Annotated in this window: 25 protein-coding genes and 2 other annotated features; of the genes, 22 read left to right on the top strand and 3 right to left on the bottom strand. The window is 39.6% G+C overall.

Annotation, left to right across the window (positions count from 1 at the left end; translation table 11 throughout):
• Positions 1–9 precede the first annotated feature (9 nt).
• From mutM to BQ5321_RS18990, 14 genes are all read left to right on the top strand, one after another.
• A complete protein-coding gene (gene mutM / locus BQ5321_RS19055; RefSeq protein WP_071395997.1) occupies positions 10–843 on the top strand; it encodes a DNA-formamidopyrimidine glycosylase in 834 nt (277 codons plus the stop codon).
• Positions 844–958: 115 nt separating this feature from the next.
• The gene (ytaF, locus tag BQ5321_RS19050) at positions 959–1,600 is read left to right on the top strand and encodes a sporulation membrane protein YtaF (protein ID WP_071395996.1); all 642 of its coding nucleotides are present in this window, start codon (positions 959–961) and stop codon (positions 1,598–1,600) included.
• An 18-nt stretch (positions 1,601–1,618) separates the two neighbouring features.
• Positions 1,619–2,227: a dephospho-CoA kinase gene (coaE, locus tag BQ5321_RS19045; RefSeq protein ID WP_071395995.1), complete on the top strand. Its 609-nt coding sequence runs from the start codon at positions 1,619–1,621 to the stop codon at positions 2,225–2,227.
• A gap of 247 nt (positions 2,228–2,474) precedes the next feature.
• Positions 2,475–3,503 (top strand): glyceraldehyde-3-phosphate dehydrogenase, encoded by a 1,029-nt coding sequence (locus BQ5321_RS19040; RefSeq protein WP_071395994.1) that lies wholly within the window; start codon positions 2,475–2,477, stop codon positions 3,501–3,503.
• Between the two features lie 220 nt (positions 3,504–3,723).
• Positions 3,724–4,185, top strand: coding sequence for a transcriptional regulator NrdR (nrdR, locus tag BQ5321_RS19035; RefSeq protein WP_071395993.1), 462 nt, complete (start codon positions 3,724–3,726; stop codon positions 4,183–4,185).
• Between the two features lie 100 nt (positions 4,186–4,285).
• Positions 4,286–5,713, top strand: coding sequence for a replication initiation and membrane attachment family protein (locus BQ5321_RS19030; RefSeq protein WP_071396982.1), 1,428 nt, complete (start codon positions 4,286–4,288; stop codon positions 5,711–5,713).
• Positions 5,700–6,629 (top strand): primosomal protein DnaI, encoded by a 930-nt coding sequence (gene dnaI, locus BQ5321_RS19025; protein WP_071395992.1) that lies wholly within the window; start codon positions 5,700–5,702, stop codon positions 6,627–6,629. The genes BQ5321_RS19030 and dnaI overlap by 14 nt, the downstream gene beginning before the upstream one ends.
• 93 nt (positions 6,630–6,722) lie before the next feature.
• Positions 6,723–7,616 carry a putative sporulation protein YtxC gene (gene ytxC, locus BQ5321_RS19020; protein WP_071395991.1) on the top strand — a complete coding sequence of 298 codons (894 nt, stop codon included), beginning with the start codon at positions 6,723–6,725 and terminating at the stop codon, positions 7,614–7,616.
• A 369-nt stretch (positions 7,617–7,985) separates the two neighbouring features.
• A complete protein-coding gene (thrS, locus tag BQ5321_RS19015; protein ID WP_071395990.1) occupies positions 7,986–9,917 on the top strand; it encodes a threonine--tRNA ligase in 1,932 nt (643 codons plus the stop codon).
• 179 nt (positions 9,918–10,096) lie between these two features.
• Positions 10,097–10,223 (top strand) — a sequence feature (ribosomal protein L20 leader region).
• A gap of 95 nt (positions 10,224–10,318) precedes the next feature.
• Positions 10,319–10,822 (top strand): translation initiation factor IF-3, encoded by a 504-nt coding sequence (gene infC / locus BQ5321_RS19010; RefSeq protein WP_071395989.1) that lies wholly within the window; start codon positions 10,319–10,321, stop codon positions 10,820–10,822.
• 15 nt (positions 10,823–10,837) lie between these two features.
• On the top strand, positions 10,838–11,038 hold the full coding sequence (gene rpmI, locus BQ5321_RS19005) for a 50S ribosomal protein L35 (protein WP_071395988.1): 201 nt from the start codon (positions 10,838–10,840) through the stop codon (positions 11,036–11,038).
• 33 nt (positions 11,039–11,071) lie between these two features.
• Positions 11,072–11,431: a 50S ribosomal protein L20 gene (gene rplT / locus BQ5321_RS19000; RefSeq protein ID WP_071395987.1), complete on the top strand. Its 360-nt coding sequence runs from the start codon at positions 11,072–11,074 to the stop codon at positions 11,429–11,431.
• Between the two features lie 80 nt (positions 11,432–11,511).
• Positions 11,512–11,775 (top strand): DUF1294 domain-containing protein, encoded by a 264-nt coding sequence (locus tag BQ5321_RS18995; RefSeq protein WP_071395986.1) that lies wholly within the window; start codon positions 11,512–11,514, stop codon positions 11,773–11,775.
• Between the two features lie 68 nt (positions 11,776–11,843).
• Positions 11,844–12,419 (top strand): TVP38/TMEM64 family protein, encoded by a 576-nt coding sequence (locus tag BQ5321_RS18990; protein WP_071395985.1) that lies wholly within the window; start codon positions 11,844–11,846, stop codon positions 12,417–12,419.
• Positions 12,420–12,465: 46 nt separating this feature from the next.
• On the opposite strand, the gene BQ5321_RS18985 is transcribed toward BQ5321_RS18990, so the two are convergent.
• Positions 12,466–12,873, bottom strand: coding sequence for a sigma-w pathway protein ysdB (locus BQ5321_RS18985; RefSeq protein ID WP_071395984.1), 408 nt, complete (start codon positions 12,871–12,873; stop codon positions 12,466–12,468).
• 174 nt (positions 12,874–13,047) lie between these two features.
• On the opposite strand from BQ5321_RS18985, the gene BQ5321_RS18980 reads away from it, so the two are divergent.
• Entirely contained in the window at positions 13,048–14,133 is a 1,086-nt protein-coding gene (locus BQ5321_RS18980) for a M42 family metallopeptidase (protein WP_071395983.1), read from the top strand.
• A 51-nt stretch (positions 14,134–14,184) separates the two neighbouring features.
• On the opposite strand, the gene sspI is transcribed toward BQ5321_RS18980, so the two are convergent.
• The gene (gene sspI / locus BQ5321_RS18975) at positions 14,185–14,391 is read right to left on the bottom strand and encodes a small acid-soluble spore protein SspI (RefSeq protein ID WP_071395982.1); all 207 of its coding nucleotides are present in this window, start codon (positions 14,389–14,391) and stop codon (positions 14,185–14,187) included.
• Between the two features lie 121 nt (positions 14,392–14,512).
• On the opposite strand from sspI, the gene BQ5321_RS18970 reads away from it, so the two are divergent.
• The 4 genes from BQ5321_RS18970 to BQ5321_RS18955 all read left to right on the top strand — a co-directional run bounded on the left by BQ5321_RS18970 (position 14,513) and on the right by BQ5321_RS18955 (position 21,034).
• Complete coding sequence (locus BQ5321_RS18970) at positions 14,513–15,256, top strand: TrmH family RNA methyltransferase (RefSeq protein ID WP_071395981.1); 744 nt, start codon at positions 14,513–14,515, stop codon at positions 15,254–15,256.
• Between the two features lie 49 nt (positions 15,257–15,305).
• Positions 15,306–15,542: a binding site (T-box leader), on the top strand.
• Between the two features lie 92 nt (positions 15,543–15,634).
• Positions 15,635–16,675: a phenylalanine--tRNA ligase subunit alpha gene (gene pheS / locus BQ5321_RS18965; protein ID WP_071395980.1), complete on the top strand. Its 1,041-nt coding sequence runs from the start codon at positions 15,635–15,637 to the stop codon at positions 16,673–16,675.
• A gap of 29 nt (positions 16,676–16,704) precedes the next feature.
• The gene (gene pheT, locus BQ5321_RS18960; protein ID WP_071395979.1) at positions 16,705–19,119 is read left to right on the top strand and encodes a phenylalanine--tRNA ligase subunit beta; all 2,415 of its coding nucleotides are present in this window, start codon (positions 16,705–16,707) and stop codon (positions 19,117–19,119) included.
• A 184-nt stretch (positions 19,120–19,303) separates the two neighbouring features.
• Entirely contained in the window at positions 19,304–21,034 is a 1,731-nt protein-coding gene (locus tag BQ5321_RS18955; protein ID WP_071395978.1) for a methyl-accepting chemotaxis protein, read from the top strand.
• Between the two features lie 77 nt (positions 21,035–21,111).
• Here BQ5321_RS18955 and rnhC read toward each other — a convergent pair whose 3' ends face one another.
• Positions 21,112–22,068: a ribonuclease HIII gene (gene rnhC, locus BQ5321_RS18950; protein ID WP_071395977.1), complete on the bottom strand. Its 957-nt coding sequence runs from the start codon at positions 22,066–22,068 to the stop codon at positions 21,112–21,114.
• A 141-nt stretch (positions 22,069–22,209) separates the two neighbouring features.
• On the opposite strand from rnhC, the gene zapA reads away from it, so the two are divergent.
• From zapA to polX, 3 genes are all read left to right on the top strand, one after another.
• A complete protein-coding gene (zapA, locus tag BQ5321_RS18945) occupies positions 22,210–22,470 on the top strand; it encodes a cell division protein ZapA (RefSeq protein WP_071395976.1) in 261 nt (86 codons plus the stop codon).
• A 7-nt stretch (positions 22,471–22,477) separates the two neighbouring features.
• Positions 22,478–23,023, top strand: a complete 546-nt coding sequence (locus BQ5321_RS18940; protein ID WP_071395975.1) for a CvpA family protein — start codon at positions 22,478–22,480, stop codon at positions 23,021–23,023.
• A gap of 74 nt (positions 23,024–23,097) precedes the next feature.
• On the top strand, positions 23,098–24,810 hold the full coding sequence (polX, locus tag BQ5321_RS18935; RefSeq protein WP_071395974.1) for a DNA polymerase/3'-5' exonuclease PolX: 1,713 nt from the start codon (positions 23,098–23,100) through the stop codon (positions 24,808–24,810).
• The last annotated feature ends 12 nt before the right edge of the window (positions 24,811–24,822 follow it).

The following is a 24,822-nucleotide window of genomic DNA, read 5'->3' as shown; positions in this document are numbered from 1 at the left end:
GGGAGTGATATGCCTGAGCTTCCTGAGGTAGAGACGATTAGGAGAACGCTACTTGAGCTTGTTATTGGCAAAAAAATACATTCAGTATCTGTTTTTTGGCCGAAAATCATTAAACTGCCGGCAGAGGTCGAGCAGTTCTCGGATGCATTAGTTGGGCAAACGGTACAGGATATAGGAAGACGCGGGAAATTTCTTGTATTTTATACGGAGCTCTATGCACTTGTTTCGCATTTAAGAATGGAGGGTCGCTACACCGTATCAGAGGCAGAGGAACCCATTGATAAGCATACACATGTGATCTTCCATTTTACTGATGGCACAGAGCTTCGTTATCGTGATGTTCGAAAGTTTGGGACGATGCATCTTTTCCGTAAAGGAGAGGAATTTAATGCACTGCCCTTATCACAGCTAGGTCCTGAGCCGCTTGAGAACACATTTAATCTAGCGGAATTTAAGCACAAGCTTGCAAATAAGAAGCGCAATATTAAATCAGTGCTGCTTGATCAAACGGTCTTAGTCGGGCTTGGAAATATATATGTTGATGAGGCACTATTTAAGGCCCGCATCCACCCAGAAAGAATGGCACAGTCCCTTTCAGACAAAGAAGTAAATTCACTCTTTGAGAGTATAGTGGATACTTTGTCTGAAGCGGTGAAAAAAGGAGGCAGTACGGTTCGTACGTACGTAAACTCTCAGGGAGAAATGGGTATGTTTCAGTTAGAGCATTACGTTTACGGACGAAAAGGGGAAGCCTGTAAAGTCTGTGGAGCCGAGCTGATTAAAACGGTTGTCGGAGGCAGAGGAACCGTCTATTGCCCAGACTGTCAAAAATTAAAAGCGTAGGTGCTGGATAAAATTAAAAGCGTAGGCGCCTATAATTAATTCTTTTCTGATTAACATTGGAAGGGCTCCTTTCATAAACTAAGATAGTTGTTTATGCAGGAAGGAGCTTAATCCAATGGTAGAGATAGTCTCGCTTGTATTGTTAGCATTAGCTGTAAGCTTAGACAGCTTTAGTGTTGGTTTCACATATGGGCTAAGGAAAATGCGAATTCCTCTCAAGTCGATAGCCATTATAGCAGTCTGCTCGGCAATGACCCTGATGCTGGCTATGCTTATGGGACATCTTCTTGAGCAGTTCATGTCACCCTCATTCGCTGAAAGTATGGGTGGAATGATATTAATTGCTCTTGGTGTTTGGGTACTTTATCAGTTTTTTCGACCTGAAAAAGAAAAGGATATCTTGCCGCATGAAAAAGTCATCGTTAATTTTGAGATAAAGTCGCTCGGCATTGTAATTAATATTTTGAAAAAGCCTATGGTAGCAGATTTTGATAAATCAGGAACGATAACAGGGGTTGAAGCTTTTATGCTTGGGCTCGCGCTTTCACTTGATGCCTTTGGGGCTGGTGTGGGTGCGGTCATGCTAGGGTTTTCACCAGTTTATTTAGCGCTTGCGGTTGCCTTCTTGAGCTCTGGACTTGTATTTTTAGGAATGAAGCTGGGAACAAACCTAAGGCAAAATGCCTGGCTGCAAAGATTTTCTTTTATTCCTGGAATTGTCCTGATTATTATTGGATTATTGAAAATACAGATCTAACAGGGGATGTAGATAAACATGGCGGTTATTATCGGACTTACTGGTGGTATTGCAAGTGGTAAAAGTACGGTTTCAGAAATGCTTAAAAAACAGGGAATAACTGTGATTGATGCTGATATTGAAGCAAGACTGGCAGTTGAAATAGGTGAGGAAGCCTATAATCAAATTGTTCATCATTTTGGTCGGAGCATTCTTCTTGAGGATGGCTCAATTAACCGTGCAAAATTAGGAGAAATTATCTTTAATAATGAACAAGAAAGAAAGGTTTTAAATGGAATGGTTCATCCAGCGGTTAGAAAAAGAATGATAGAAAAGCAAGCGGCAGCCATAACAAGAGGTGAGACGCTGATTGTTCTGGACATTCCTCTTTTGTTTGAAAGTAAACTAACCGATATGGTTGACCGTATATTATTAGTCTATGTGGATGAAGAGGTACAGTTACAGCGCTTGATGAATCGGAATCAATTGACAAAGGAAGAAGCGCTTGCACGAATCCAATCCCAAATGCCGTTAAAAGAAAAGAAAGCCAAGTCAGATGCAGTCATCGATAATAACGGCACAATGGAACAGACAAAGCAGCAATTGTATAGCATTCTAAAGGAATGGGGATTAAAAAAAGAGGGCTAAAGTAGCCTCTTTTTTTGTTTGTTACTGTTGACTATGTGAAAGGACAATGTTGATTTTTGTGACTTTGTAGAGTGTAGTGGAAAGCGAAGTGCCCGGAATGGAAATCAGTATTTATTGGCAATTAAGAGAAAATTAAAAAATGTTAATAAAATATTTCTTTAACTTGTCACAAACGAAGGGCAATGTGTTATACTAATTACATATGAACAGATAAAAGTATAACATTTATTGTGGAAGGGGCCGAGTTATGAAGGCAAGAATAGCAATTAATGGTTTTGGAAGAATTGGAAGAATGGTGTTTAGAAGAGCAATTGTTGATAATAATCTTGATATAATCGCTATTAATGCAAGCTATCCTGCGGAGACGCTTGCTCATTTAATAAAATATGATACAAATCATGGTCCATTTGCAGGCGAGGTAAAAGCGGAACAGGATGCCATAATTGTAAATGGTAAGCGTGTTCAATTATTAAGCAACCGTAATCCGGAAGAATTGCCATGGAAAGAGTTGAAGATTGATATTGTTATAGAAGCTACAGGGAAATTTAATGCGCGTGAGAAGGCAGCCCTTCACTTAAATGCAGGAGCAAAAAAGGTGATTCTGACAGCACCTGGTAAAAATGAAGATGTAACCATTGTAATGGGAGTCAATGAAAAGGCTTTAAATATTGCAGAGCACGATGTCATCTCGAATGCCTCATGTACAACCAATTGCTTAGCGCCGGTTGCTAAAGTACTTGATGAGAAGTTTGGCATCGAAAATGGCTTGATGACAACTGTACATGCTTATACAAATGATCAAAAGAATATTGACAATCCACATAAAGATTTGAGAAGAGCTCGAGCATGCGCTCAGTCGATTATCCCAACATCAACAGGTGCGGCTAAAGCCCTTGCGCTCGTACTACCGCAATTAAAGGGTAAATTGCATGGAATGTCCTTACGTGTTCCAACTCCGAATGTTTCATTAGTGGATTTAGTAGTGGACCTTAAGCAAGACGTGACCATTGATGATATCAATAATGCTTTTAAAGCTGCGTCTGAAAATGAACTAAATGGAATCCTTGCAGTTACAGATGAACCATTGGTATCTGTTGATTTTAATACAAACCCTAATTCCGCTATTATTGATGGTTTATCAACGATGGTGATTGGTAAGAATAAAGTGAAGGTATTGGCTTGGTATGATAACGAGTGGGGTTATTCCTGCCGTGTAGTCGACTTAACCAACTATGTAGCTGAAAAGCTTTTAAATTCTTCGATTGTTAACGCTTAATAATAATATAGAAGTCTAGCAAAAAGGATTATCTCTTAGAGGTAATCCTTTTTATTGTGGCGATTCCTCTTTCGCTTCATCATTCATTATCAATATTTTGAAAATGGAGTATGGGATTTAGAGGATGAGCTCTTTTTTTATCATAAATTCAAAATGACTTGTACTGCCTACATCTTTTTAATAAGATAGTAGATAGGAAATTAAAGTCGGAGCTGATTGTATGAAATGCCCTTCGTGCCAAAATAATAATTCTCGTGTTGTTGACTCTCGTCCTGTTGATGAGGGACGGTCTATACGACGTCGAAGAGAGTGTGAGAAATGTGGTTATCGTTTTACTACATTTGAAAAAGTAGAAGAAAGTCCACTTGTTGTTGTGAAGAAGGAAGGAACAAGGGAAGAATTCAGTCGGGAAAAAATGCTGCGCGGCTTAATCAAAGCGTGTGAAAAAAGACCCGTTGCCTTAAAACAGCTGGAGGATCTTACTTCAGAAGTGGAGAAGGAATTACGTAATCAAGGGGTTTCTGAAATCAAAAGTGATGAAATTGGCGAAATGGTTATGGAAAGGTTAGCTAAAATTGATGAAGTATCATATGTCCGGTTCGCATCTGTTTACCGTCAATTTAAAGACATTAATGTGTTTATTGATGAATTAAAGGAATTAATCAAAAAAGAACAATCCTAATCAATACGGCATACCTTTTTGCCATTCCCTGACGCTTTTCCTATGAGCTAAAGAGTATTCTTTGGCTCTTTTTCAAATTATTCATGAAAGGTTGACTGTCATGACTCAACATTGGCAAGAACTTTTACCTATTGACCGATATGTCGTCGCTGCCAATGGTCTTTTGCATGATTATGATCGAAAAGTACTTACCTTCCTGTATCAGCCATTAATTGGTGCAGGCTGTATAAGTTTATATATGACGCTATGGGCGGAGCTGGAAGAAAACCGTTTATGGTCGGAATCTCACTCACATCACAGCTTAATGAATTTCATGGATATGAACCTAAAAGCGATTTATGAAAACCGCTTAAAGCTGGAGGGGATTGGACTGCTCAGGGCATACCTCAAAAAAGATGAAGATAAAAGAGCTTTTATATATGAATTACAGCCCCCTTTAACACCAGAGCAGTTTCTTTCGGATGGAATGCTGAATATCTATCTTTATCGCAAAATCGGTAAATCCCAATACGCAAGAGTCAAGCGCTTCTTTAGTGAAAAAACGATCGACCATTCAGAGTTTACACAGGTTACAAAGGAGTTTCAGGACGTCTTTTCATCTGGACATCCCAGCGTATTAGCTTATGATGCAGAAACAAGAAGTGATACAAGCATCTCTGAGGCGGAACGTTTTATTGGTCGCGGAGATGGCAACAGTATAAAAACGGAGCCGGTTGATTTTAATTTTGATTTACTTTTAGCTGGCATACATGAAAATTTAATTACGAAGAGTGCTTTCACACTGCAGGTAAGGGAAGCTGTAAGTAATCTAGCCTTTTTATATGGAATTGATGCATTGCAGATGAAAAATATCGTGATAAGCGCCATTACGGAAAATAATGAAATTGATGTTGAAGAGTTAAGAAAGTCTGCACGAGACTGGTATCAGTTTGAACATCAAGACCATCTGCCTTCCCTTATCGACAGAACACAGCCGCCCATTTTTCAAACAGCCAAGCAGGAGCCGGAGACACAGGAAGAAAGATTAGTTTATTATTTTGAAAATACTTCACCGCTTCAGTTTTTAAGAGACAAAAGCGGTGGTGCAGAGCCTTCCAAGGCAGATATAAAAATCATTGAAGATGTGATGTTTCAACAAAAGCTAAATCCGGGTGTTGTGAATGTTTTAATTGATAATGTGCTGCAAAAAACGGATATGAAGCTGACGAAGAATTATGTCGAGAAAATCGCCAGTCATTGGGCAAGAAAGAATATCAAAACTGTAAAAGATGCAATGGACTTGGCCAAAATGGAGCATCGTCAATATGCTGAGTGGGCAGAGACAAAGAAAACAGCAGCTAAACAGACCACTTCGAAAAAGAAACCAATAAGAACGGAAGTGATACCGGAGTGGTTCGATGGTGACGATAAAACCGGTACAACAAAGCCAAACAAGAAAACAGATAATCAGGACCATAAAAAACAAGAAATTGAAGCCATGCTGAAAAAATTACGACCACATGAGGTGGAGGAACATGGAGAAAATTAATGATACAATGAAACGCTTAGCTGGAAATGCTAATTTTCAGAAGAAATATCAGGAAATGAAACAAAAGATATTGGAGAATCCTGAAGTAAAAGCCTTTCTGCTTGAACATAAGGATGAACTGACACAGGATATGATTGAAAAAAGTATGATGAAGCTTCATGAGTATTCGAACCAAAGTAAAAAATGTGATAAGTGTCCAAGCCTTGGTGGATGTATTAACTTAATGAAGGGGTATCATCCGGAACTAATAATATCCAGAGGTTCAATTGAGATTCATTATGATAAATGTCCTAATAAAATCATGGATGATGAAAAGAGAAAAAATGAAAAGCTTATTCAAAGCCTATATGTACCAAAGGATATATTACGTGCCTCCTTTTATGATATGGAAAAGGATGAGGATCGTACAGATGCCATCCAAAAAGCACTTGCCTTTGTTATTAACTATAAGCAAGGAGAGGTTAATAAAGGCTTATATTTCTATGGACAGTTTGGAGTTGGAAAATCCTATCTTTTAGGTGCGATTGCTAACGAATTAGCGGAAAAGAAGATTCCTTCTATGATTGTATATGTTCCGGAATTATTCAGAGAATTAAAGAGTGCCATTGGAGATTCAACATTGAATGAAAAAATGGAAGCAATCAAAAAGATGCCCGTATTAATGCTGGATGATATCGGTGCGGAAACGATGTCAAGCTGGGTTAGAGATGAGATTCTTGGTCCCATTCTACAATTCCGCATGCTTGATAATTTACCGACCTTTTTCACCTCAAATTATGATTTTGAAGGTCTTGAGCACCACCTAACCTATAGCCAGCGTGGCGAAGAAGAGAAGGTTAAGGCTAGAAGAATTATGGAAAGAATTAAGTATTTAGCTGAGCCAGTCTACGTGACAGGAAAAAATCGAAGAAATTAACCGGCTAATAGCCGGTTTTTCTTATGACCTGCTTCTAATTTGGCCAAGACCCCCATATACATATAAGCAGAGATATGTAAAGGGGGGATACGGTTGATTGAAATCCATTTTCAGCATAAAGAAGATGCAATGAGGTTGTATGGCTACTTTCAGCAATTGCTAGACTACGAGTCATTTTCTAAATATACTCTTCATTATGAAGATTCACATATAGTTCAATGCAGGTATTTAGAAGATACCTGCTGTTTAGAGGATCATAATGCTTTTTTACAATGGGTAAAAAAGTCCTTATGTCAATTTATGCTGACAGTTAAATTAAATGATTGGTTAAGACATATGCTGGCAACACATTATCATTATCGGGATGAAGAAGAGCAGCAGCAAATTATCGAAATTGTTCATTCTGTACTAGAAGGAAAAATGGAAGAATTAACAGTTTTTCTTCCTAAAATGAATATCAAGGACTACTTATCAAGTCTTATTCATGATTGGTTTCAGGAGCATGCAGGGATATTTGCCTTTGACTCCTTTGTAACCTTCAGACTGCGGAACTTCCATAATGAGTTGAAGAAGTATGTTGAATTGTCGCTTGATGAATATAAATTAGAGCAGGAATATCAAATGTTTATACAAACACTGCGAGACTTTCTAGTGGACAGAGAGCCTAAATTAAAGCATTTGCATGTGCTAGTATCCGATGCTATTACGTTTTTTAATGAGCAGTTTGAGGAAATTAAGCGTGCAGAATTGGCAAAAATGGTTGACCGCAGACTGTTAATCAATCATCCCGTCTATATTGACTCGGTTACCATTGCCCCCTTGCTCTCGATTGCTCCAGCGCAGATTTATATTTATACAGATGACCCTGATCAACCGATTGTCCGTACCATTCGAAATATTTTCGAAGAAAGAATAATCAGCCGTCCTCTAAAATCGATTGGGGAATACTGGAGGCAATCTGGAGACGCCTTCGACAAAAAAGTATAAAAGCCCTTGATTTTAGAAATGATAATAACTATAATACGTACATAGAATGGATATTGAAAAGTATTGACGAGGACAAGGGTATTCTTTTACGGTTTATAGAGAGGGAAGGCAAGGCTGAAACCTTCCTAACACGAATCGATTACTTACCACCTCTAAACTTCAACCGGGAAAAACGAATTCAGGCGGTAAAATAACACTGGCTGTATTCATTGAGTATCGGAAGACGGAATAAACCGTTATCTTACTACGAAGTCATTTTTGCTATGCGAATATGAGAAGTAGGGTGGAACCACGTGTCTAACAGCTCGTCCCTTTTTATAGGGATGAGCTTTTTTATTTTTTCATAATGATTTTCAAGGAGGAAAAAACATGTCAGAGGTTGTGAAAATTTCGTTTCCGGATGGAGCTGTGAAGGAGTTTCCTAAAGGAACCACAACAGAGGATATCGCTGCTTCTATTAGCTCAGGCTTAAAGAAGAAGGCCTTGGCTGGAAAGCTAGACGGTGTGATGTATGATTTAAAACGCCCGATTGAAGAAGATGGAGCGATTGAGATTATTACTCAGGATCAGCCGGAGGCTTTAGAGATTCTACGTCACAGCAGTGCTCACTTAATGGCACAGGCCATTAAACGTTTATACAAGGATGTTAAGCTTGGCGTGGGACCTGTCATTGAAAGCGGCTTTTATTATGATATTGATATGGAGCAATCCTTAACACCAGAGGACCTGCCGCTTATTGAAAAGGAAATGAAGAAGATTATTAATGAAAACCTTCCGATTATCCGTAAAGAAGTAAGCCGCAATGAAGCGATTCAAATTTACAAGGAAATCGGCGATGAATACAAAATCGAGCTAGTTGAAGCGATTCCTGAGGATGAAACGGTGACGATGTATGAACAAGGCGAGTTCTTTGACCTATGCCGCGGAGTCCACGTTCCGTCTACAGGGAAATTAAGAGAGTTTAAACTCTTAAGTATCGCAGGTGCTTACTGGCGCGGTGACAGCGATAATAAAATGCTGCAGCGTATTTACGGTACGGCCTTCTTTAAAAAAGAGGATCTTGACGAGCATTTACGACTGCTCGAGGAAGCAAAGGAACGTGATCACCGTAAGATTGGGAAAGAGTTGAATTTATTCGCTCATTCGCAGCAGGTTGGACAAGGTCTCCCGTTATGGCTTCCGAAGGGTGCGACAATTCGTCGTCTTATTGAGCGTTACATTGTTGATAAAGAGGTCAGCCTTGGCTATGACCACGTGTATACTCCAATCATGGCAAATGTGGAGCTTTATAAAACATCTGGTCACTGGGCACATTATCAGGAAGACATGTTCCCTGTGATGGAAATGGACAATGAACAGCTTGTTCTTCGCCCAATGAACTGTCCACACCACATGATGGTTTATAAAAATTCGATGCACAGCTATCGTGAGCTGCCGATTCGGATTGCGGAGCTTGGCATGATGCACCGTTATGAAATGTCTGGAGCACTTTCAGGTCTGCAACGTGTTCGTGGTATGACATTAAATGATGCCCATATCTTTGTCCGTCCGGATCAAATCAAGGAAGAATTTAAACGGGTTGTCGAGTTGATTTTAGAGGTATATAAGGACTTTAACTTTACTGATTATTCCTTCCGGTTATCTTACCGAGATCCTGAAAATACAGAAAAATACTACGATGATGACGAAATGTGGGAAAGAGCCCAAAGCATGCTGAAGGAAGTTATTGATGAAATGGGTGTTGACTATTACGAAGCAGACGGGGAAGCAGCCTTCTATGGTCCAAAGCTGGACGTACAGGTTAAAACTGCTCTTGGCAAGGAAGAAACCCTTTCAACAGTACAGTTAGACTTCTTACTACCTGAGCGTTTTGATTTGACATATGTTGGTGAAGACGGCAAGCCGCATCGCCCGGTCGTTATCCACCGTGGTGTTGTTTCAACAATGGAACGATTTGTTGCCTTCCTGATTGAAGAATATAAAGGCGCACTGCCAACCTGGCTGGCACCAGTACAAGTTCAAGTCATCCCGGTTTCTCCGGATGTACACTTTGACTACGCGAAAAAGGTTCTTGATCAGTTAAAAGCACAGGGCTTCCGTGTTGAACTTGATGCCCGAAATGAAAAAATCGGTTATAAAATTCGTGAAGCGCAAATGCAAAAAATTCCTTATATGCTAGTTGTAGGGGATAAAGAAGTAGCAGAGGAAGCTGTGAATGTCCGTAAATACGGTGAGCAGAAGTCTGAAACAGTTCCATTTGCAGATTTTGTTAATGGACTTAATGCAGAAGTGAAAAAGTAACTTCCTTCCGCTTTTACTATATCCAAATGAGAAAGACAATAAATGGATGGTAAAAAACTATTGCAAGACATTCATTTATTTGATAAGATTCTTTTTGTTGTGATAAAAAGTAATTATTATTCCTTTGACATAACAACATCATTTGTGATATAGTGAAACAGTTGAAATTGAATACTTTTAGGGAAAAGAAGAAGCACCCGCTTCTCACCTGATTGACGCACCAGGCAGTTGACAGGTTTTGCGAAGACTTTTATTAATGTTGGTTTCGTAAAGTGTGGGTGTGTTCACCCACACTTTTTTTGTTGATATTATATATACCTGCTGTCACAGGATCAGGTGAATCTTGACCTAAACTTTGTATTCTGATAAAACCCCGGAGGTGTTTGACTATTAGCAAAGATATGTTATTAAATGAGGGAATTCGTGCTCGCGAAATTCGTCTTATTGATCAAAACGGTGAACAATTAGGAATTAAATCAAAAAATGAAGCACTTGAAATTGCTGCTCGTGTTAATCTTGATCTTGTTCTGGTTGCTCCGAACGCGAAGCCTCCAGTAGGCCGTATTATGGACTATGGAAAGTTCAAGTTCGAACAGCAGAAGAAAGAAAAAGAAGCGCGTAAAAATCAAAAGATTATCAATATCAAAGAAGTTCGCTTGAGCCCGACTATTGATGAGCATGATTTCAATACAAAGCTTCGTAATGCGATTAAATTCCTTGAAAAAGGCGATAAAGTGAAAGCATCGATCCGCTTTAAAGGACGTGCTATCACACATAAAGAAATTGGACAACGTGTATTAGTTCGTTTCTCTGAAGCATGTAAAGAAATTGCGACTATTGAATCACATCCAAAAATGGATGGAAGAAGCATGTTCATGGTCTTAGCACCTAAAATCGAAAAGTAAGAGGAGGAATACCAAATGCCAAAAATGAAAACTCACCGCGGCGCTGCAAAGCGTTTCAGAAAAACTGGATCTGGTAAATTAAAGCGTGACCACGCATATACAAGCCACTTATTCGCAAATAAATCTACGAAACAAAAGCGTAAACTTCGTAAAGGTGCTTTAGTTTCTAAAGGTGATTTCAAACGTATTCGTCATTTATTAGACAACATCAAGTAATTCGAAAGTACATGATAACAGGAGGGAAACCATATGCCACGTGTAAAAGGCGGTACAGTTACTCGCAAACGTCGTAAAAAGGTTCTTAAATTAGCAAAAGGTTATTTCGGTTCAAAACATACATTATATAAAGTTGCCAATCAACAAGTAATGAAGTCTTTACAATACGCTTACCGTGATCGTCGTCAGAAAAAGCGTGACTTCCGTAAGCTTTGGATTACTCGTATCAACGCAGCTGCACGTATCAACGGTCTTTCTTACAGCCGTTTAATGCACGGATTAAAGCTTGCTGGTATCGAAGTAAACCGCAAAATGCTTGCTGAATTAGCAGTTAGTGATGCAAATGCATTTGCTGAATTAGCATCTGTTGCAAAAGCAAACTTAAGCAAATAATTATTTGTTAAAAGCCATTCTCTAAACGGAGAGTGGCTTTTTGTATGAAATAGGAAACATTTCTTTGTATGGAGGATAATATGACTAGCTACATCATTTTATATTTTCTACTGATCAATCTCATTGGACTTCTCATTATGAAAAAGGATAAACAGAAAGCCATCAAGCAGCAATATCGCATTAGTGAACAGACGCTTTGGACAATAGCTTTCATTGGAGGGGCAATAGGTACAACATTGGGAATGAGGCTATTCAGACATAAAACAAAGCATCCTTCCTTTAAAATGGGCTTTCCGCTCCTGGCACTGCTTGATTTCATTCTTTTCTTCTATTTGATTAATTAGTCATAACCTTCCCTATTTGATGATAAGCTTTAAAGACAGCAAGAATTGGGCAGAGAGAAGGTGAAGGAATGGATGAGAGTCTTGCCATCTTACTCGTAATGGTTCAAGCGGGAGGGGTATTGGCGCCCGTTGCATTTATTCTCTTTCATATTTTCCGTCAGTTTCTATTTATACCGGTGACGCTCGTTTGCATGACCGGTGGGATTTTATTTGGCTCCGTACTCGGAACCATCTATTCTCTAATTGGTTTAATGGTAAGCTCCATTTGTTTTTATTTACTAATTGGTAAGCTGCCGAAAACTCATGAAAAATTGTCTAATTTGAAAAAGAAATGGTTTGGTGAATACCGTAATGTGACGGTTACACAAACGGCTATATTACGTTTAATTCCCTTTATTCATTACCATTTGCTGAACTTTTGTTTAATCGAAAAAAAACATGAGTTTAAATCATATGTGAAGAATTGCTTGCTATCTAATCTTCCGCTAGCCTTCTTTTTCTCCGTTTTTGGAGAATTTATTAGCGGTTTTACGCCAATGATTATTGCTATTATTTTATTTTCTTTAATGGTTCTTGCTTATCTATTTCGAGAAAAGGCATCGATCATTAAATGGAAAGAGTTTTTTAAAACAGACCAGGCTTAATAAAAGGATCATAAAAAAAGAGGCTTCCTTGTAGGGAAGTCTCTTTTTATTCATAAGGGGTTTCAGGTTCATGATTACGTTGGACAAACTCCTTGACAGGACTTTTCCAATCTATGGAAGCATTGGGGTAATCCACTTTGATCATATCTTCAAGAAAACGAAAGTCGTCGCGGACAAAGCCCTTCAATGCATTAACGCTGTGGGGCCAAATAAAAATAGATACAACATCAAATTGCTTATCTGTTGTCCCTAAATATTTCTCACCTTCGAAGAGTGCACCTTTATAGGTAAGAAGGAAGTTTTTCCTTACATTGTTAGGATCATCTAAAAAATAAAAATTCTTTTGTTCATGTGCGAGCTCAAGTTTTCTCTTCGGATTGAGGATAAATTTTATTACTCGATAGATTAGAAAAATGATGAGGGCGAACAGTAATAAGCGTATGAGCCACATCATTAAAAAATTCTCCCCTCTCTATTGTTTTCTTATTTTACGTTTAACAAGCAAAAAAGTTTCACTTAGAATACTATTCAATGAAAAATATCTAAAAGAATTGAAAAGGCTATTTTTTGTATAAACCTAACCCCCTTTTGTATAATAGAAAAGAAACCATATAAAGGAGTCGAAATGATGGCTAAATTAGATGAAACCCTTATGATGTTAAAAGAATTAACGGATGCTAAAGGGATTCCTGGAAATGAACGGGAACCGCGAGAAGTCATGAATAAATACATAGCTCCTTATGCAGATGAAGTCACGATGGACAATCTTGGCAGCTTGATTGCCAAAAAAACAGGTGACGAGAACGGACCTAAGATTATCGTTACCGGCCATTTAGATGAAGTTGGTTTCATGGTGACGCAAATTGATAAGAACGGATTCTTGAAATTTCAAACGGTTGGCGGCTGGTGGAATCAGGTTATGCTGGCGCAGCGAGTGACGATCACTACCCGTAAAGGAGATATTACAGGAGTTATTGGCTCGAAGCCTCCTCATATTTTATCCCCAGAAGCAAGAAAGAAACCATATGAAATAAAGGATATGTTCATCGATATCGGCGCCTCCAGTAAGGAAGAAGCGGAAGAATGGGGTGTGCGTCCTGGGGATATGGTTACACCTTACTTTGAATTTACCGTAATGAATAATGAAAAGATGCTGCTTGCCAAAGCCTGGGATAATCGAATTGGTTGTGCGATTGCCATCAATGTTTTGAAGCAGCTAAACCAGGTTAATCACCCTAATGTTGTGTACGGTATTGGCGCTGTTCAAGAGGAAGTGGGTCTGCGTGGTTCAAAAACCTCTACTTTTAAGGTTGAGCCGGATATTGGTTTTGCTGTTGATGTAGGCATCGCCGGTGACACACCAGGAGTAACGGAAAAGGAAGCACTTAGCAAGATGGGCAATGGTCCGCAAATTGTATTGTATGACGCTTCCATGGTGTCTCACAAAGGCTTACGTGATTTAGTCACTGACACTGCAGATGAATTGAATATTCCATATCAATTTGAGTCCATACCTGGCGGTGGAACAGATGCAGGCTCTATACATGTAACGGCAAAAGGTGTTCCAGCTTTATCGATTGGCATTGCTACACGCTATATTCATTCGCATGCTGCGATGCTTCATCGTGATGATTTTGAGAATGCCGTAAAGCTAGTTGTTGAAGTCATTAAACGTTTGGACCGTGAAACAGTAAATCGTATTACATTTGAATGATGGAACAAAAAGAGCACCTAAATAATCGGGTGCTCTTTAAGCTTCCATTCATTATTTTAAACCGCTCTCTAATGCCTGGAGCATTTCTTTTTTGTCCTGTTCAGAGGAATTTTTCCAAATAACCTCAAAAAGAACGCCTAAGCCTGGAAGCATTTTTTCTTCACCGTTTGAAATCGCATCTACAATGGTATCCTCCAGCTGGTCCTGCGTATTTCCAGCTACATTGTGAATAATTGCGTTGCGCAAATTTAAATTCATAAGAGCACTCCTCCTGTATACATAATCTCCAACAGCCATAGTCTTCCACATTACTTAATGAATTATGTATGAAAATTAAGCTATAATAGAAATAAGTGTCAATATTAAAGGAGCGTTAAGGTTGAAGTATATTGAATCTATAAAAAACCCAAAAGTAAAGGCTTGGAAGAAGCTATTAACGAAAAAAGAAAGAGATCAAACAGGAAAATATTTAATAGAAGGCTTTCATCTTGTTGAAGAAGCCTTAAAGGAACAGGTAGTTCTAGAAGTCATTGTCAATCAGGATACAGAAATACCGGCATCGTTAAATATAGAAGGTACAGAGGTAATCTATGTTAAAGAAGAGGTTTTGAAGGCGATTTGTGATACGGAAACACCGCAGGGCATTGCTGCTGTCTGTGAGCAAAGGAAAAGTACCATAGAAGAAATCCGTTTGGAGAAGCTATTGCTGCTGGATCGAGTTCAGGATCCAGGTAATCTTGGGACTATGATTCGTACCGCCGATGCAGCAGGAATGGATGCTGTGATTTTAGGAGATGGCTGTGCTGATCCTTATAATCCAAAGGTGATTCGGTCCACTCAGGGAAGTTTGTTTCATTTACCGATTATGAAGGCACCATTAGGGGAGTTCATCGAGAAACTAAAGATACCTGTATATGGAACGGCGTTAGAAGGTGGAATCCCTTTTGAACAGGTAGAAAAAGCAGACGCTTTTGCTCTTCTTTTAGGAAATGAAGGCCAGGGCGTCGCGAAGGAATTATTGGCAAAAACAACGAAAAATCTATATATACCTATTTACGGAAAGAGTGAATCGTTGAATGTCGGGATTGCAGCAGGAATATTAATGTACTATTTAAGAAAATGAATTTGAAACCAAATATAAATTGTAATATAATATAACATAAATTTGATAAAAAAAGACATTGACAGAGAAGAGTAGCTTAGGATATCCATTTCAAGGGAAAAAATGCCGTGACTGAGAGCATTTTAATGGCGCTGTTTAAGTGAATTCACCTCTCGAGTCGACATTGGGAAGACGTTCTGTCTGAAAAATGTTCCGGTGAAGAGCCGTTATACGTATTGAGTGAGTGCGGGTGATGATATCTGCGCTAATAAGGGTGGTACCGCGATACATAAGCCTCGTCCCTTTTTGGGAGCGAGGTTTTTTTGTGTTTTACCATAACATGAGGAACAAACAAAATCTCAAACTAAGAGATTTCATAAACCAAAGGAGGAATTTGTCATGCAGGAACGTTTACAAGAACTGCAGGCAGAGGCGCTGCAAAAGGTAGCTGCTGCTGCAAGCTTAAAAGAGCTGAACGATATTCGTGTTGCTTATTTAGGTAAGAAAGGGCCGATTACTGAAGTATTGCGCGGAATGGGAAAGCTTTCTGCTGAAGAACGACCAAAAATGGGTGCCCTAGTGAATGTGGTTCGTGAAGAAATTACATCAAAAATTGAAGAAAAACAAGCTGTACTGGAAGAGGAAGCCGTTAATGCTCAGCTGGCAGCTGAAACCATTGATGTGACATTACCGGCTAGACCGGTTAAGCGCGGGAATCATCATGCCTTAACTCGTATTGTTGAGGAAATCGAGGATATTTTCATCGGAATGGGTTATCAAGTAGCAGAAGGTCCTGAAGTGGAAACGGACTATTATAACTTTGAAGCACTAAATTTACCGAAGAGCCACCCTGCCCGTGATATGCAGGATTCATTCTATATTACAGAAGAAATCTTAATGCGTACCCATACATCACCGGTACAGGCAAGAACAATGGAAATGCATAATGGACAGGGTCCAGTGAAAATTATCTGTCCTGGTAAAGTGTACCGCCGCGATAACGATGATGCGACCCATTCCCATCAATTTATGCAAATTGAAGGATTGGTCATTGATGAAAATATCTCTATGAGTGATTTGAAAGGGACGCTTGAAGTCTTCTTGAAAAAGGTATTTGGTCAGGATCGTGAAATCCGTCTTCGTCCAAGCTTTTTCCCATTCACAGAACCATCTGTTGAAGTCGATATTTCCTGTAAAATCTGTAAAGGTTCAGGCTGTAGCGTATGTAAACAAACTGGCTGGATTGAAGTATTAGGTTCAGGAATCGTTCATCCTAACGTACTTGAAATGGCGGGATTTGATTCAAAGAAATACTCTGGCTTTGCCTTCGGTATCGGTGTTGAAAGGATTGCCATGCTGAAATATGGTGTAGATGATATCCGTCATTACTATACAAATGACGCTCGTTTCTTAAAGCAATTTGACCATTACGAATCATAATAACATTACTAATATAAAGGAGGATTTTCATGTTTGTTTCATATAAATGGCTGCAGGAATATGTAGACCTTTCCGGAATCAGTGCTGACGAACTTGCTGATAAAATAACAAAGAGTGGCATTGAAGTAGAAGGAGTAGAGAAGAAAAGTGAGGGATTAAAGGGTGTTGTTATTGGTCACGTATTAGAGTGTGAACAGCATCCGAATGCCGATAAATTAAATAAATGTCTCGTGGATATTGGTGCTGAAGATCCAGTACAAATTATCTGCGGTGCACCGAATGTTGGCAAAGGGCAGAAGGTAGCAGTGGCAACCGTTGGTGCCGTACTGCCGGGTAATTTTAAAATTAAAAAGGCTAAGCTACGCGGTGAAGTGTCAAACGGCATGATTTGTTCACTTCAGGAGCTTGGGATTGAAGCAAAATTAGTCGCAAAGGAATATTCTACAGGGATCTTTAACTTCCCGCAGGATGCAGTAGTGGGAGAGGATGCTCTTGCTGCTCTAGGCTTAGATGATGAAATCCTAGAGCTTAGCCTAACACCTAACCGCTCAGATGCCTTAAGTATGCTAGGGGTAGCCTATGAAGTAGCTGCGATTCTGGGTCGTGAGGTAAAGTGGCCGGATAGTGATAAAGTGGAGGCAGCTGAGAAGGCAGCAGATTATATTGATGTAAAAGTAGAAACTCCTGAGGATAACCCATTATACATGGCAAAGGTTGTTAAGGATGTCAAAATCGGACCGTCTCCATTATGGATGCAGACACGACTTATGAATGCCGGCATCCGTCCACACAATAATGTCGTGGATATTACCAATTTTATTTTACTTGAGTACGGTCAGCCACTTCATGCGTTTGATTATGATCGTTTTGGTTCTAAAGAAATTGTCGTGCGCAGAGCAAAGGCAGAGGAAAAAATCACGACTCTTGATGAAGTGGAGCGTACGTTAACACCTGATCATCTTGTCATTACAAATGGAATTGAACCTGTTGCGATTGCAGGGGTCATGGGCGGCGCTGATTCTGAAGTGAAGGACGATACAACGAATGTAATCATTGAAGCAGCCTATTTTGCAGGGGCTGTTGTTCGTAAGGGCTCTAAAGACCATGGCTTAAGAAGTGAAGCGAGTGCCCGTTTTGAAAAAGGGGTGGATCCTGCACGAGTACGTGAAGCAGGAGAGCGTGCTGCCAAGCTGATGGCGGAATACGCAGGTGGGATTATCCTACAAGGCTCAGTTGAATTTAATGATTTAAGAGTGGAGCCTGCCGTGGTTTCCATCACGCTTGATAAAATCAATACATCAATTGGCACAAATATCAGTGCTGAACAAGTAATCGATATTTTCACCCGCTTACAATTTGATGTGAAGCTGGATGGTGACACCTTCATTGTAACAGTTCCAACCCGCCGTGGTGATATTACCATTGAAGCAGATTTAGTGGAGGAAATTGCCCGCTTGTACGGCTATGATAATATTCCTTCCACCCTTCCAGTCGGTGCAGCAACACCTGGTAGATTGTCAGACTATCAACAAAAACGCCGTATTGCCCGTCGTACTCTAGAAGGTGCTGGACTATACCAGGCAATTACTTATTCATTGACAAGTCCTGAGAAAGCAGCTCAATTCGCACTAGAGCAGGGTGATTCTATTCGTCTCGCTATGCCTATGAGTGAAGAACGCAGTCAGCTTCGCTTAAGTATCCTTCCTCAGCTATTAGAGGTAGTAAAATACAATCAGGCTCGTCAAATTGATTCTGTTGCTTTATATGAAATTGGGTCTGTTTTCTTAAAGCAGGGAGATAACCAGCTTCCTAATGAGAGAGAGCATGTTGCCGGTGCTATTACAGGTTTATGGGAAGCAAACCTATGGCAGGGTGAGAAAAAGCAGGTCGATTTCTACGTGGCCAAAGGTGTGTTAGAAGCATTATTTGATTCCCTTGGAGTAACAGGAAGCATTACGTATCGCCAAGCAGTAATGAAAGAGATGCATCCGGGGCGTACAGCTGAAGTGCTTTTAAATGGTGAAGCAATTGGTTATGTTGGTCAGGCGCACCCAACCGTGCAGAAGGATTACGATATTAAAGAAACCTATGTTTTTGAACTATCCTTTAAAGCACTCGCTGAAGCAGAGGTTGAACCAATCTCATATGAAATGATTCCACGTTACCCTTCTATTACACGTGACATTGCCCTTGTGGTGGATAAAGAGAAATCAGCAGGTGAACTGGAAACCATTATTACGGATGCTGGCGGAGCTTTACTAAAAGACGTACATCTATTTGATTTATACGAAGGTGAACGTATGGAAGAAGGTAAGAAGTCCCTTGCCTTCTCGCTTAAATACTTTGATCCAGAACGTACTTTAACAGATGAAGAAATTACAAAGGTACATGACAAGGTATTAGATGCAGTAAAAGAGCAGGCTGGTGCTGTTTTACGCAGTTAATGACGATAGACTCCCTCCCACTGCCAATTGGCAGTGGGTTTTTATGCTGATAGTAGTAATTTGTTCATATTTTTGAAAAGGGTTCAAACTTATAATACCTCTTTTAATGGTAAAATTAGGCTATAAGTAAAAAGTACTATATAGCGGTCGGTCATTCTACTAAAGTAAAGGAGGTAGTGATTATATGAGTATTTTTACAAAAACTAAAGCATGGAGTGAGTACATCGAATATTCGCATGAAACGGATATTTCTAATGGGGATGAAAAGGATCAGGAGCAAATCTGTCTGATAGGTCTAAATCAGGAGACCTTACTGTCTATAAAGGACGCCGCCTTCATTCTTTTACCATATAAAAAGGAAATCATGGAGAAATTATTTGGCTGCATCAGCGTAAATGAGCGTCTTCAAAAGAAAATGCTGGAGCATTTAACGCTTAGTCAAGCGAAGCAGGTCTTGGAAAGCTATTTAGAGCAATTTTTACGCGGAGAAATAGACCAGGAATATTTAAGCTCCAGGGCAGCTATTGGAAAATCACATAGTCAAATTCAGCTAAGTGTGAGCTACTTTATTTCAGTCCATCAAAGGTTAATCCGGATGATGATTTCTATTTTAATGGAGGAGTTACACCGTAAGCCAAATCGTATGATGGATGCAGTATGTGCAGTACAAAAATTAGCTGCTTTTGATCTGCAGCTTATTCTAGAAAAATATATAGAGGAAACCTATAAGCCTTTTCTCTTCGGAATATCCGATACACTGAGCCGGACAACTCAACTAGATACGATGAAGCAGCTGATTACAGGGATGGAAAATCAAATTGAAGAAACACAAAATGTTACGGCTGCCACTCAGGAAATGGGAACATCTATTCAAGAGGTTGCTAATCATGCTATCAAAGTATCAGAAGGTACGGATGAGGCCGTTCATTCTGCTGAGCAAAGTAAAGAGGTTGTCGATGAAGCGCTGGAGGATATTAACCAGGTGGGTCATGTATATGAGCAGGTCGTTGATAAGGTAAGCCAGCTCGATCAAGAAATTCAATATACTCAGGATGTCGTAATGATTATTAAAGGAATTGCAGAACAAACGAATCTGCTTGCTTTAAATGCCAGTATCGAGGCAGCAAGGGCTGGTGAACATGGAAAGGGCTTTTCGGTCGTTGCAACAGAGGTTCGGAAATTGTCAGAGCATACGAAGGAGCAAATCATACAGATTACCTCCAGCATGGAGTCCCTGCAGTCGGTCTCGAATCAAGTAACACAGCAAATTAAACAAACCGGTATGCTAGTTGAACATAGTGTAAAGGGAGCTCAATATGCCGGGGATGCACTCGTGAAAATTGTAACGACAATGAAGGATATAAATCAGTCGATTTCGCAAATTGCCGCGATGACTGAAGAACAGTCATCTGCAGTCCTTGATATTGCGCAGCGAAACAATCTAATTTATGAGCACAGCGTGAATTCTCAGCAGGTTGCTAAAGAGTCTGCAAGGATGATTCAACAGCTAAGCAAGGATTTAGAGGAATATCGAAATAGTTTTTTTAGGCTAAATCTAAACCTTAATCCTAACGAGGTGATACTTATTGCCAAAGCGGACCATCTGCTGTGGAAATGGAGAGTATACAATATGATACTGGGTTTAGAAAGCATTGACTCGAGTTCTGTTCAATCCCATAAGAATTGCAGATTAGGTCATTGGTATTATGGGGAATTACCTGCGGGGATAAAAAATAAGCCTTCATTTATTCAAATCGAGGATTCCCATATGCAGGTCCATCGATTGGCAAGAAAGGCTGTTGAGGAATATGAGAAAGGAGATATCGACACTGCGCAGACCTGTCTTTCTCGTTTAGAAGAGGCATCAAGTACTGTCGTATCATTATTGACAAAGCTGGAGTCAGAGTTAGATTAATGGAGAAAATGAAAAGAGACTCGTGATCTACTTTATCATCCGTCTCTTTTCTAAATGTATAATTAATTGGATAAAAGCTAGCTTTTGTTGACTAGCTTCATAGCTTTTTCGGTATTGGCAAAATGCAGCTTTACATATTTGGGCAAAATATCTTTTCCCTTGTCCTTAATCAATCTTGCGGCAGCAACATCTACTTGGGAACCGGCGCCCTTTGGGATTTTAAAACCGGCTGCTTTGCTTAATTTTTCAAAATGCTGGACAAAAGCGTGTCGGGCAATAATCGAGGCAGCAGCAACGGCTAGATGGATTCCTTCGGCTTTTGTACTAAAATAAACCTTTTCTCTTTGGATGGTTTTTTGTCCTTTTAAGTAATTAAAGTACACTTCTTCTTTGGCAAACTGATCAATTAGGATTGCTTCAGGCTTTTCCGGAGCGACCTTTGCCAGCAAATGACCGATTGCTTGATTGTGAAGGAGAGCTTTCATCTTCCCCTGCGACATGCCTGAAGCCTGCAGTTTATTATATTTTTCATTATGTAGGACTAAAAGGCTGTAAGGTAAAAAGGTAATTAATTGTTTTGCAATAGCAGAGATTTTTTCGTCGGTTAAATTTTTTGAATCCTGAACACCGATTTCCTTTAATAACGGCATTTCTTCTTTTCTTACGTAGGCAGCACAGACTGTGATAGGCCCAAAGAAATCGCCTGTTCCCACTTCGTCTGAGCCAATGGCAGAAAGACTGCTGATATTATGTGGCAGCTTGGCAGGCAGCTTAGCAGCTGCTTGTGTTTTACGATTTGTATTTGTATTTGTATTTGTCTCACGGGCAGCGGGTGTCCCCCATTTACTAGCTTCTTCCTCACATCCGCTACCTTGAAAAAGGACTTTGCCAGAATTGTAAGCTGTAATGGTACAGGAAGGGAGCTTTGCGGAGAATAATCCTCCTGGTGGTGTTTTCGCTGTTAAATTTGTTTGATAATGCTCCATCATTCTCTTCATTTCCAGGCTGGTTTTCTTTAGTACGACATTGCTCAATTGAAACACTCCTTTACAATAAATTAGACCAATCAAGACGTAATTTGACATTCTTCAACTCTATCTTACATTTCTTTCTTTTCACTGTTTTCTGTTCATGTTATGATTATGTTTAGGATTCTTTGAATGGAGGCATGTAACTTGTCACAGACCCAAAAAAATCGCATCACTGTTGATATTTACGGAGTACAGTATGTAATAATCGGTCCCGAAAGCCCGAGCCATATTCGTCAGGTTGCTTCATTGGTAGATGAAAAAATGCGTGAGATTAACTCCATGAATCCTTCTCTCGGTACCAATAAATTGGCCGTACTAACAGCCATTAATGCTGTTAATGATTATCTCCATTTAGTAGAAAAAGTTGAACGTTTGGAAGAAGAATTAAAAAGAGTAAAGGACTGAAAAAGTCATGTTAGACTTAGCTGTACTCATCATTTTATGTTTTGGTTTTTTAGTAGGGTTAAAGAGAGGGTTTATCCTTCAGCTTGTGCACCTTACCGGATTTATTATTGCTTTTATCGTTGCTTATTTATATTATGATCAGCTTGCTCCAAGATTAACTCTATGGATACCATACCCGAATCTGGACATGAATTCTACATACACACTCTTGTTTGAAAATGCAAATTTAGAAGATGCTTATTATCGCGCCATTGCATTTGTCGTGATTTTTTTTGCTGTGAAGATAATACTGCAAATCATCGGAAGTATGCTGGATTTTATTGCCCAAATTCCTATCTTAAAGCAGTTAAATATTTGGGCAGGTGGAATACTAGGGTTCATTGAGGTTTATCTTATCATGTTTATTATATTATTTATAGCAGCACTTCTGCCTATTGAATCGATTCAAGGCTCTTTAACGAATTCAATTCTTGCAGAATTTATTGTAAAGCAAACTCCGATTCTGTCACAACACATACAAGATTTGTGGATACAAGCCCCTCCGGTTAAATAACTTCTCTTTCGAGAGAAGTTTTCTTTTTAAGGGAATAGTAAGAAGAACTTGAATGTGCCTGGAGGTGAAAAGAAATGACTGTGAATAAGAAAGAAATTATTCGTTTATTGGAAAGTATTGCGATTTATATGGAATTAAAAGGTGAGAACCCGTTTAAGGTATCTGCCTTTAGAAAAGCAGCACAGGCATTAGAGGTAATGGAAGAAGACTTAGGAGAAATATCGGATTTTACTATCCTGCCTGGAATTGGTAAGGGCACGGCTGCTGTTATTGAAGAATATATGACGGAAGGGAAGTCCACGGTTCTAAAGGAGCTGCAGGAGGAGGTCCCAAAAGGGTTAATTCCTCTTTTACAGCTACCGGGACTGGGAGGTAAAAAAATTGCCAAGCTGTATCAAGCGCTTGGGATTGAAAATGCTGACGATTTGGAGGCTGCTTGCCGTAATCATAAAATACAGGAATTAACCGGTTTTGGAAAGAAGTCAGAGGAAAAGATTTTGGCGGCACTTCTAAAGGCAGGTGGGCGACCTGACCGCCTTCCACTAGCCTTTATGCTTCCATTGGCGGAAAAAATAGAAGCGGCATTAGCTCAAATGGAATATGTTGTACAGTTTTCACGGGCAGGCAGTCTTCGGAGAATAAAGGAGACGATAAAGGACCTGGACTTTATTATTGCTACGGAAAAGCCTTTATTGGTAAAGGAACAGCTGTTACAGTTGTCTGAGATTAAGGAAATCATTGCCGCTGGGGATACAAAGGTATCGATTGTACTGGAAAATGGCTATGATGTATCCATTGATTTTCGGCTGGTGAGACCGGAAGAATTTGCGACCACTTTGCATCATTTTACTGGATCAAAGGAACATAATGTACGGATGAGGCAGCTTGCAAAGGCAAGAGGTGAGAAAATCAGTGAGTACGGAGTTCAGACGGAACAAGGTGATGTTCTCACATTTTCATCAGAGGCTGATTTTTATGCTCATTTTGATTTACCGTTAATCCCGCCTGAAATGAGAGAGGACGGAAATGAAGTAGATGAATATAAAGAAGAATACGGTTTAATATCGTTCTCAGACATAAAAGGCGATCTCCATATGCATACAATCTGGAGTGATGGTGCCCACTCGATTGAGGAAATGGTTGAGTCCTGCAGGGCAAAGGGCTATCAATATATGGCGATTACGGACCATTCTCAATTTTTAAAGGTTGCAAATGGCTTATCACCTGATCGGCTGCGAAAACAGAAGGAAGAAATCCAACGATTAAATGAAAAGTTTGATGATATTACCATTCTTGCCGGAGTGGAAATGGATATTTTACCAGATGGGACGTTAGATTATGATGATCAACTGCTGAAGGAGATGGACTTTGTGATTGCCTCTATTCATTCTGCCTTTTCCCAATCGCAGGAAAAAATTATGGAGCGTTTAAAAACAGCCTTGTATAATGCTAACGTAGATTTGATTGCCCATCCAACCGGAAGAAAAATTGGAAAAAGAGACGGCTATTCAGTTGATATAGATTTATTGATTGAATTAGCAAAGGAAACTAATACGGCATTAGAGCTAAATGCAAATCCAAATCGTCTTGACTTATCTGCTGACCATCTTCAAAAAGCACAGGCAGCAGGGGTGAAAATCATGATAAATACCGATGCCCATAAGCGCGAAACACTTGATCATATGAATATAGGCGTTTCCACTGCCAAAAAGGGCTGGATTAAAAAAGAAAATGTCCTCAATACATGGGATAGCCATGATTTGATGGCATACCTTAAAGAACGGTAATTATAGAAGGTA

Origin of the sequence: Bacillus tuaregi, assembly GCF_900104575.1 — a bacterium.
In the GTDB taxonomy this organism is placed as follows: Bacteria; Bacillota; Bacilli; order Bacillales; family Cytobacillaceae; genus Bacillus_BD; species Bacillus_BD tuaregi.
The sequence above is the reverse complement of the archived record's forward strand: the minus strand, read 5'-3'. Positions and strand labels throughout refer to the sequence as shown.

Excerpts from the sequence above, each read along its gene's own strand:
- mutM (WP_071395997.1), top strand. The coding sequence starts at position 10 with ATGCCTGAGCTTCCTGAGGTAGAGACGATTAGGAGAACGCTACTTGAG.
- ytaF (WP_071395996.1), top strand. The coding sequence starts at position 959 with ATGGTAGAGATAGTCTCGCTTGTATTGTTAGCATTAGCTGTAAGCTTA.
- coaE (WP_071395995.1), top strand. The coding sequence starts at position 1,619 with ATGGCGGTTATTATCGGACTTACTGGTGGTATTGCAAGTGGTAAAAGT.
- BQ5321_RS19040 (WP_071395994.1), top strand. The coding sequence starts at position 2,475 with ATGAAGGCAAGAATAGCAATTAATGGTTTTGGAAGAATTGGAAGAATG.
- nrdR (WP_071395993.1), top strand. The coding sequence starts at position 3,724 with ATGAAATGCCCTTCGTGCCAAAATAATAATTCTCGTGTTGTTGACTCT.
- BQ5321_RS19030 (WP_071396982.1), top strand. The coding sequence starts at position 4,286 with ATGACTCAACATTGGCAAGAACTTTTACCTATTGACCGATATGTCGTC.
- dnaI (WP_071395992.1), top strand. The coding sequence starts at position 5,700 with ATGGAGAAAATTAATGATACAATGAAACGCTTAGCTGGAAATGCTAAT.
- thrS (WP_071395990.1), top strand. The coding sequence starts at position 7,986 with ATGTCAGAGGTTGTGAAAATTTCGTTTCCGGATGGAGCTGTGAAGGAG.
- infC (WP_071395989.1), top strand. The coding sequence starts at position 10,319 with ATGTTATTAAATGAGGGAATTCGTGCTCGCGAAATTCGTCTTATTGAT.
- rpmI (WP_071395988.1), top strand. The coding sequence starts at position 10,838 with ATGCCAAAAATGAAAACTCACCGCGGCGCTGCAAAGCGTTTCAGAAAA.
- rplT (WP_071395987.1), top strand. The coding sequence starts at position 11,072 with ATGCCACGTGTAAAAGGCGGTACAGTTACTCGCAAACGTCGTAAAAAG.
- BQ5321_RS18995 (WP_071395986.1), top strand. The coding sequence starts at position 11,512 with ATGACTAGCTACATCATTTTATATTTTCTACTGATCAATCTCATTGGA.
- BQ5321_RS18990 (WP_071395985.1), top strand. The coding sequence starts at position 11,844 with ATGGATGAGAGTCTTGCCATCTTACTCGTAATGGTTCAAGCGGGAGGG.
- BQ5321_RS18985 (WP_071395984.1), bottom strand. The coding sequence starts at position 12,873 with ATGATGTGGCTCATACGCTTATTACTGTTCGCCCTCATCATTTTTCTA.
- BQ5321_RS18980 (WP_071395983.1), top strand. The coding sequence starts at position 13,048 with ATGGCTAAATTAGATGAAACCCTTATGATGTTAAAAGAATTAACGGAT.
- sspI (WP_071395982.1), bottom strand. The coding sequence starts at position 14,391 with ATGAATTTAAATTTGCGCAACGCAATTATTCACAATGTAGCTGGAAAT.
- pheS (WP_071395980.1), top strand. The coding sequence starts at position 15,635 with ATGCAGGAACGTTTACAAGAACTGCAGGCAGAGGCGCTGCAAAAGGTA.
- pheT (WP_071395979.1), top strand. The coding sequence starts at position 16,705 with ATGTTTGTTTCATATAAATGGCTGCAGGAATATGTAGACCTTTCCGGA.
- BQ5321_RS18955 (WP_071395978.1), top strand. The coding sequence starts at position 19,304 with ATGAGTATTTTTACAAAAACTAAAGCATGGAGTGAGTACATCGAATAT.
- BQ5321_RS18940 (WP_071395975.1), top strand. The coding sequence starts at position 22,478 with ATGTTAGACTTAGCTGTACTCATCATTTTATGTTTTGGTTTTTTAGTA.
- polX (WP_071395974.1), top strand. The coding sequence starts at position 23,098 with ATGACTGTGAATAAGAAAGAAATTATTCGTTTATTGGAAAGTATTGCG.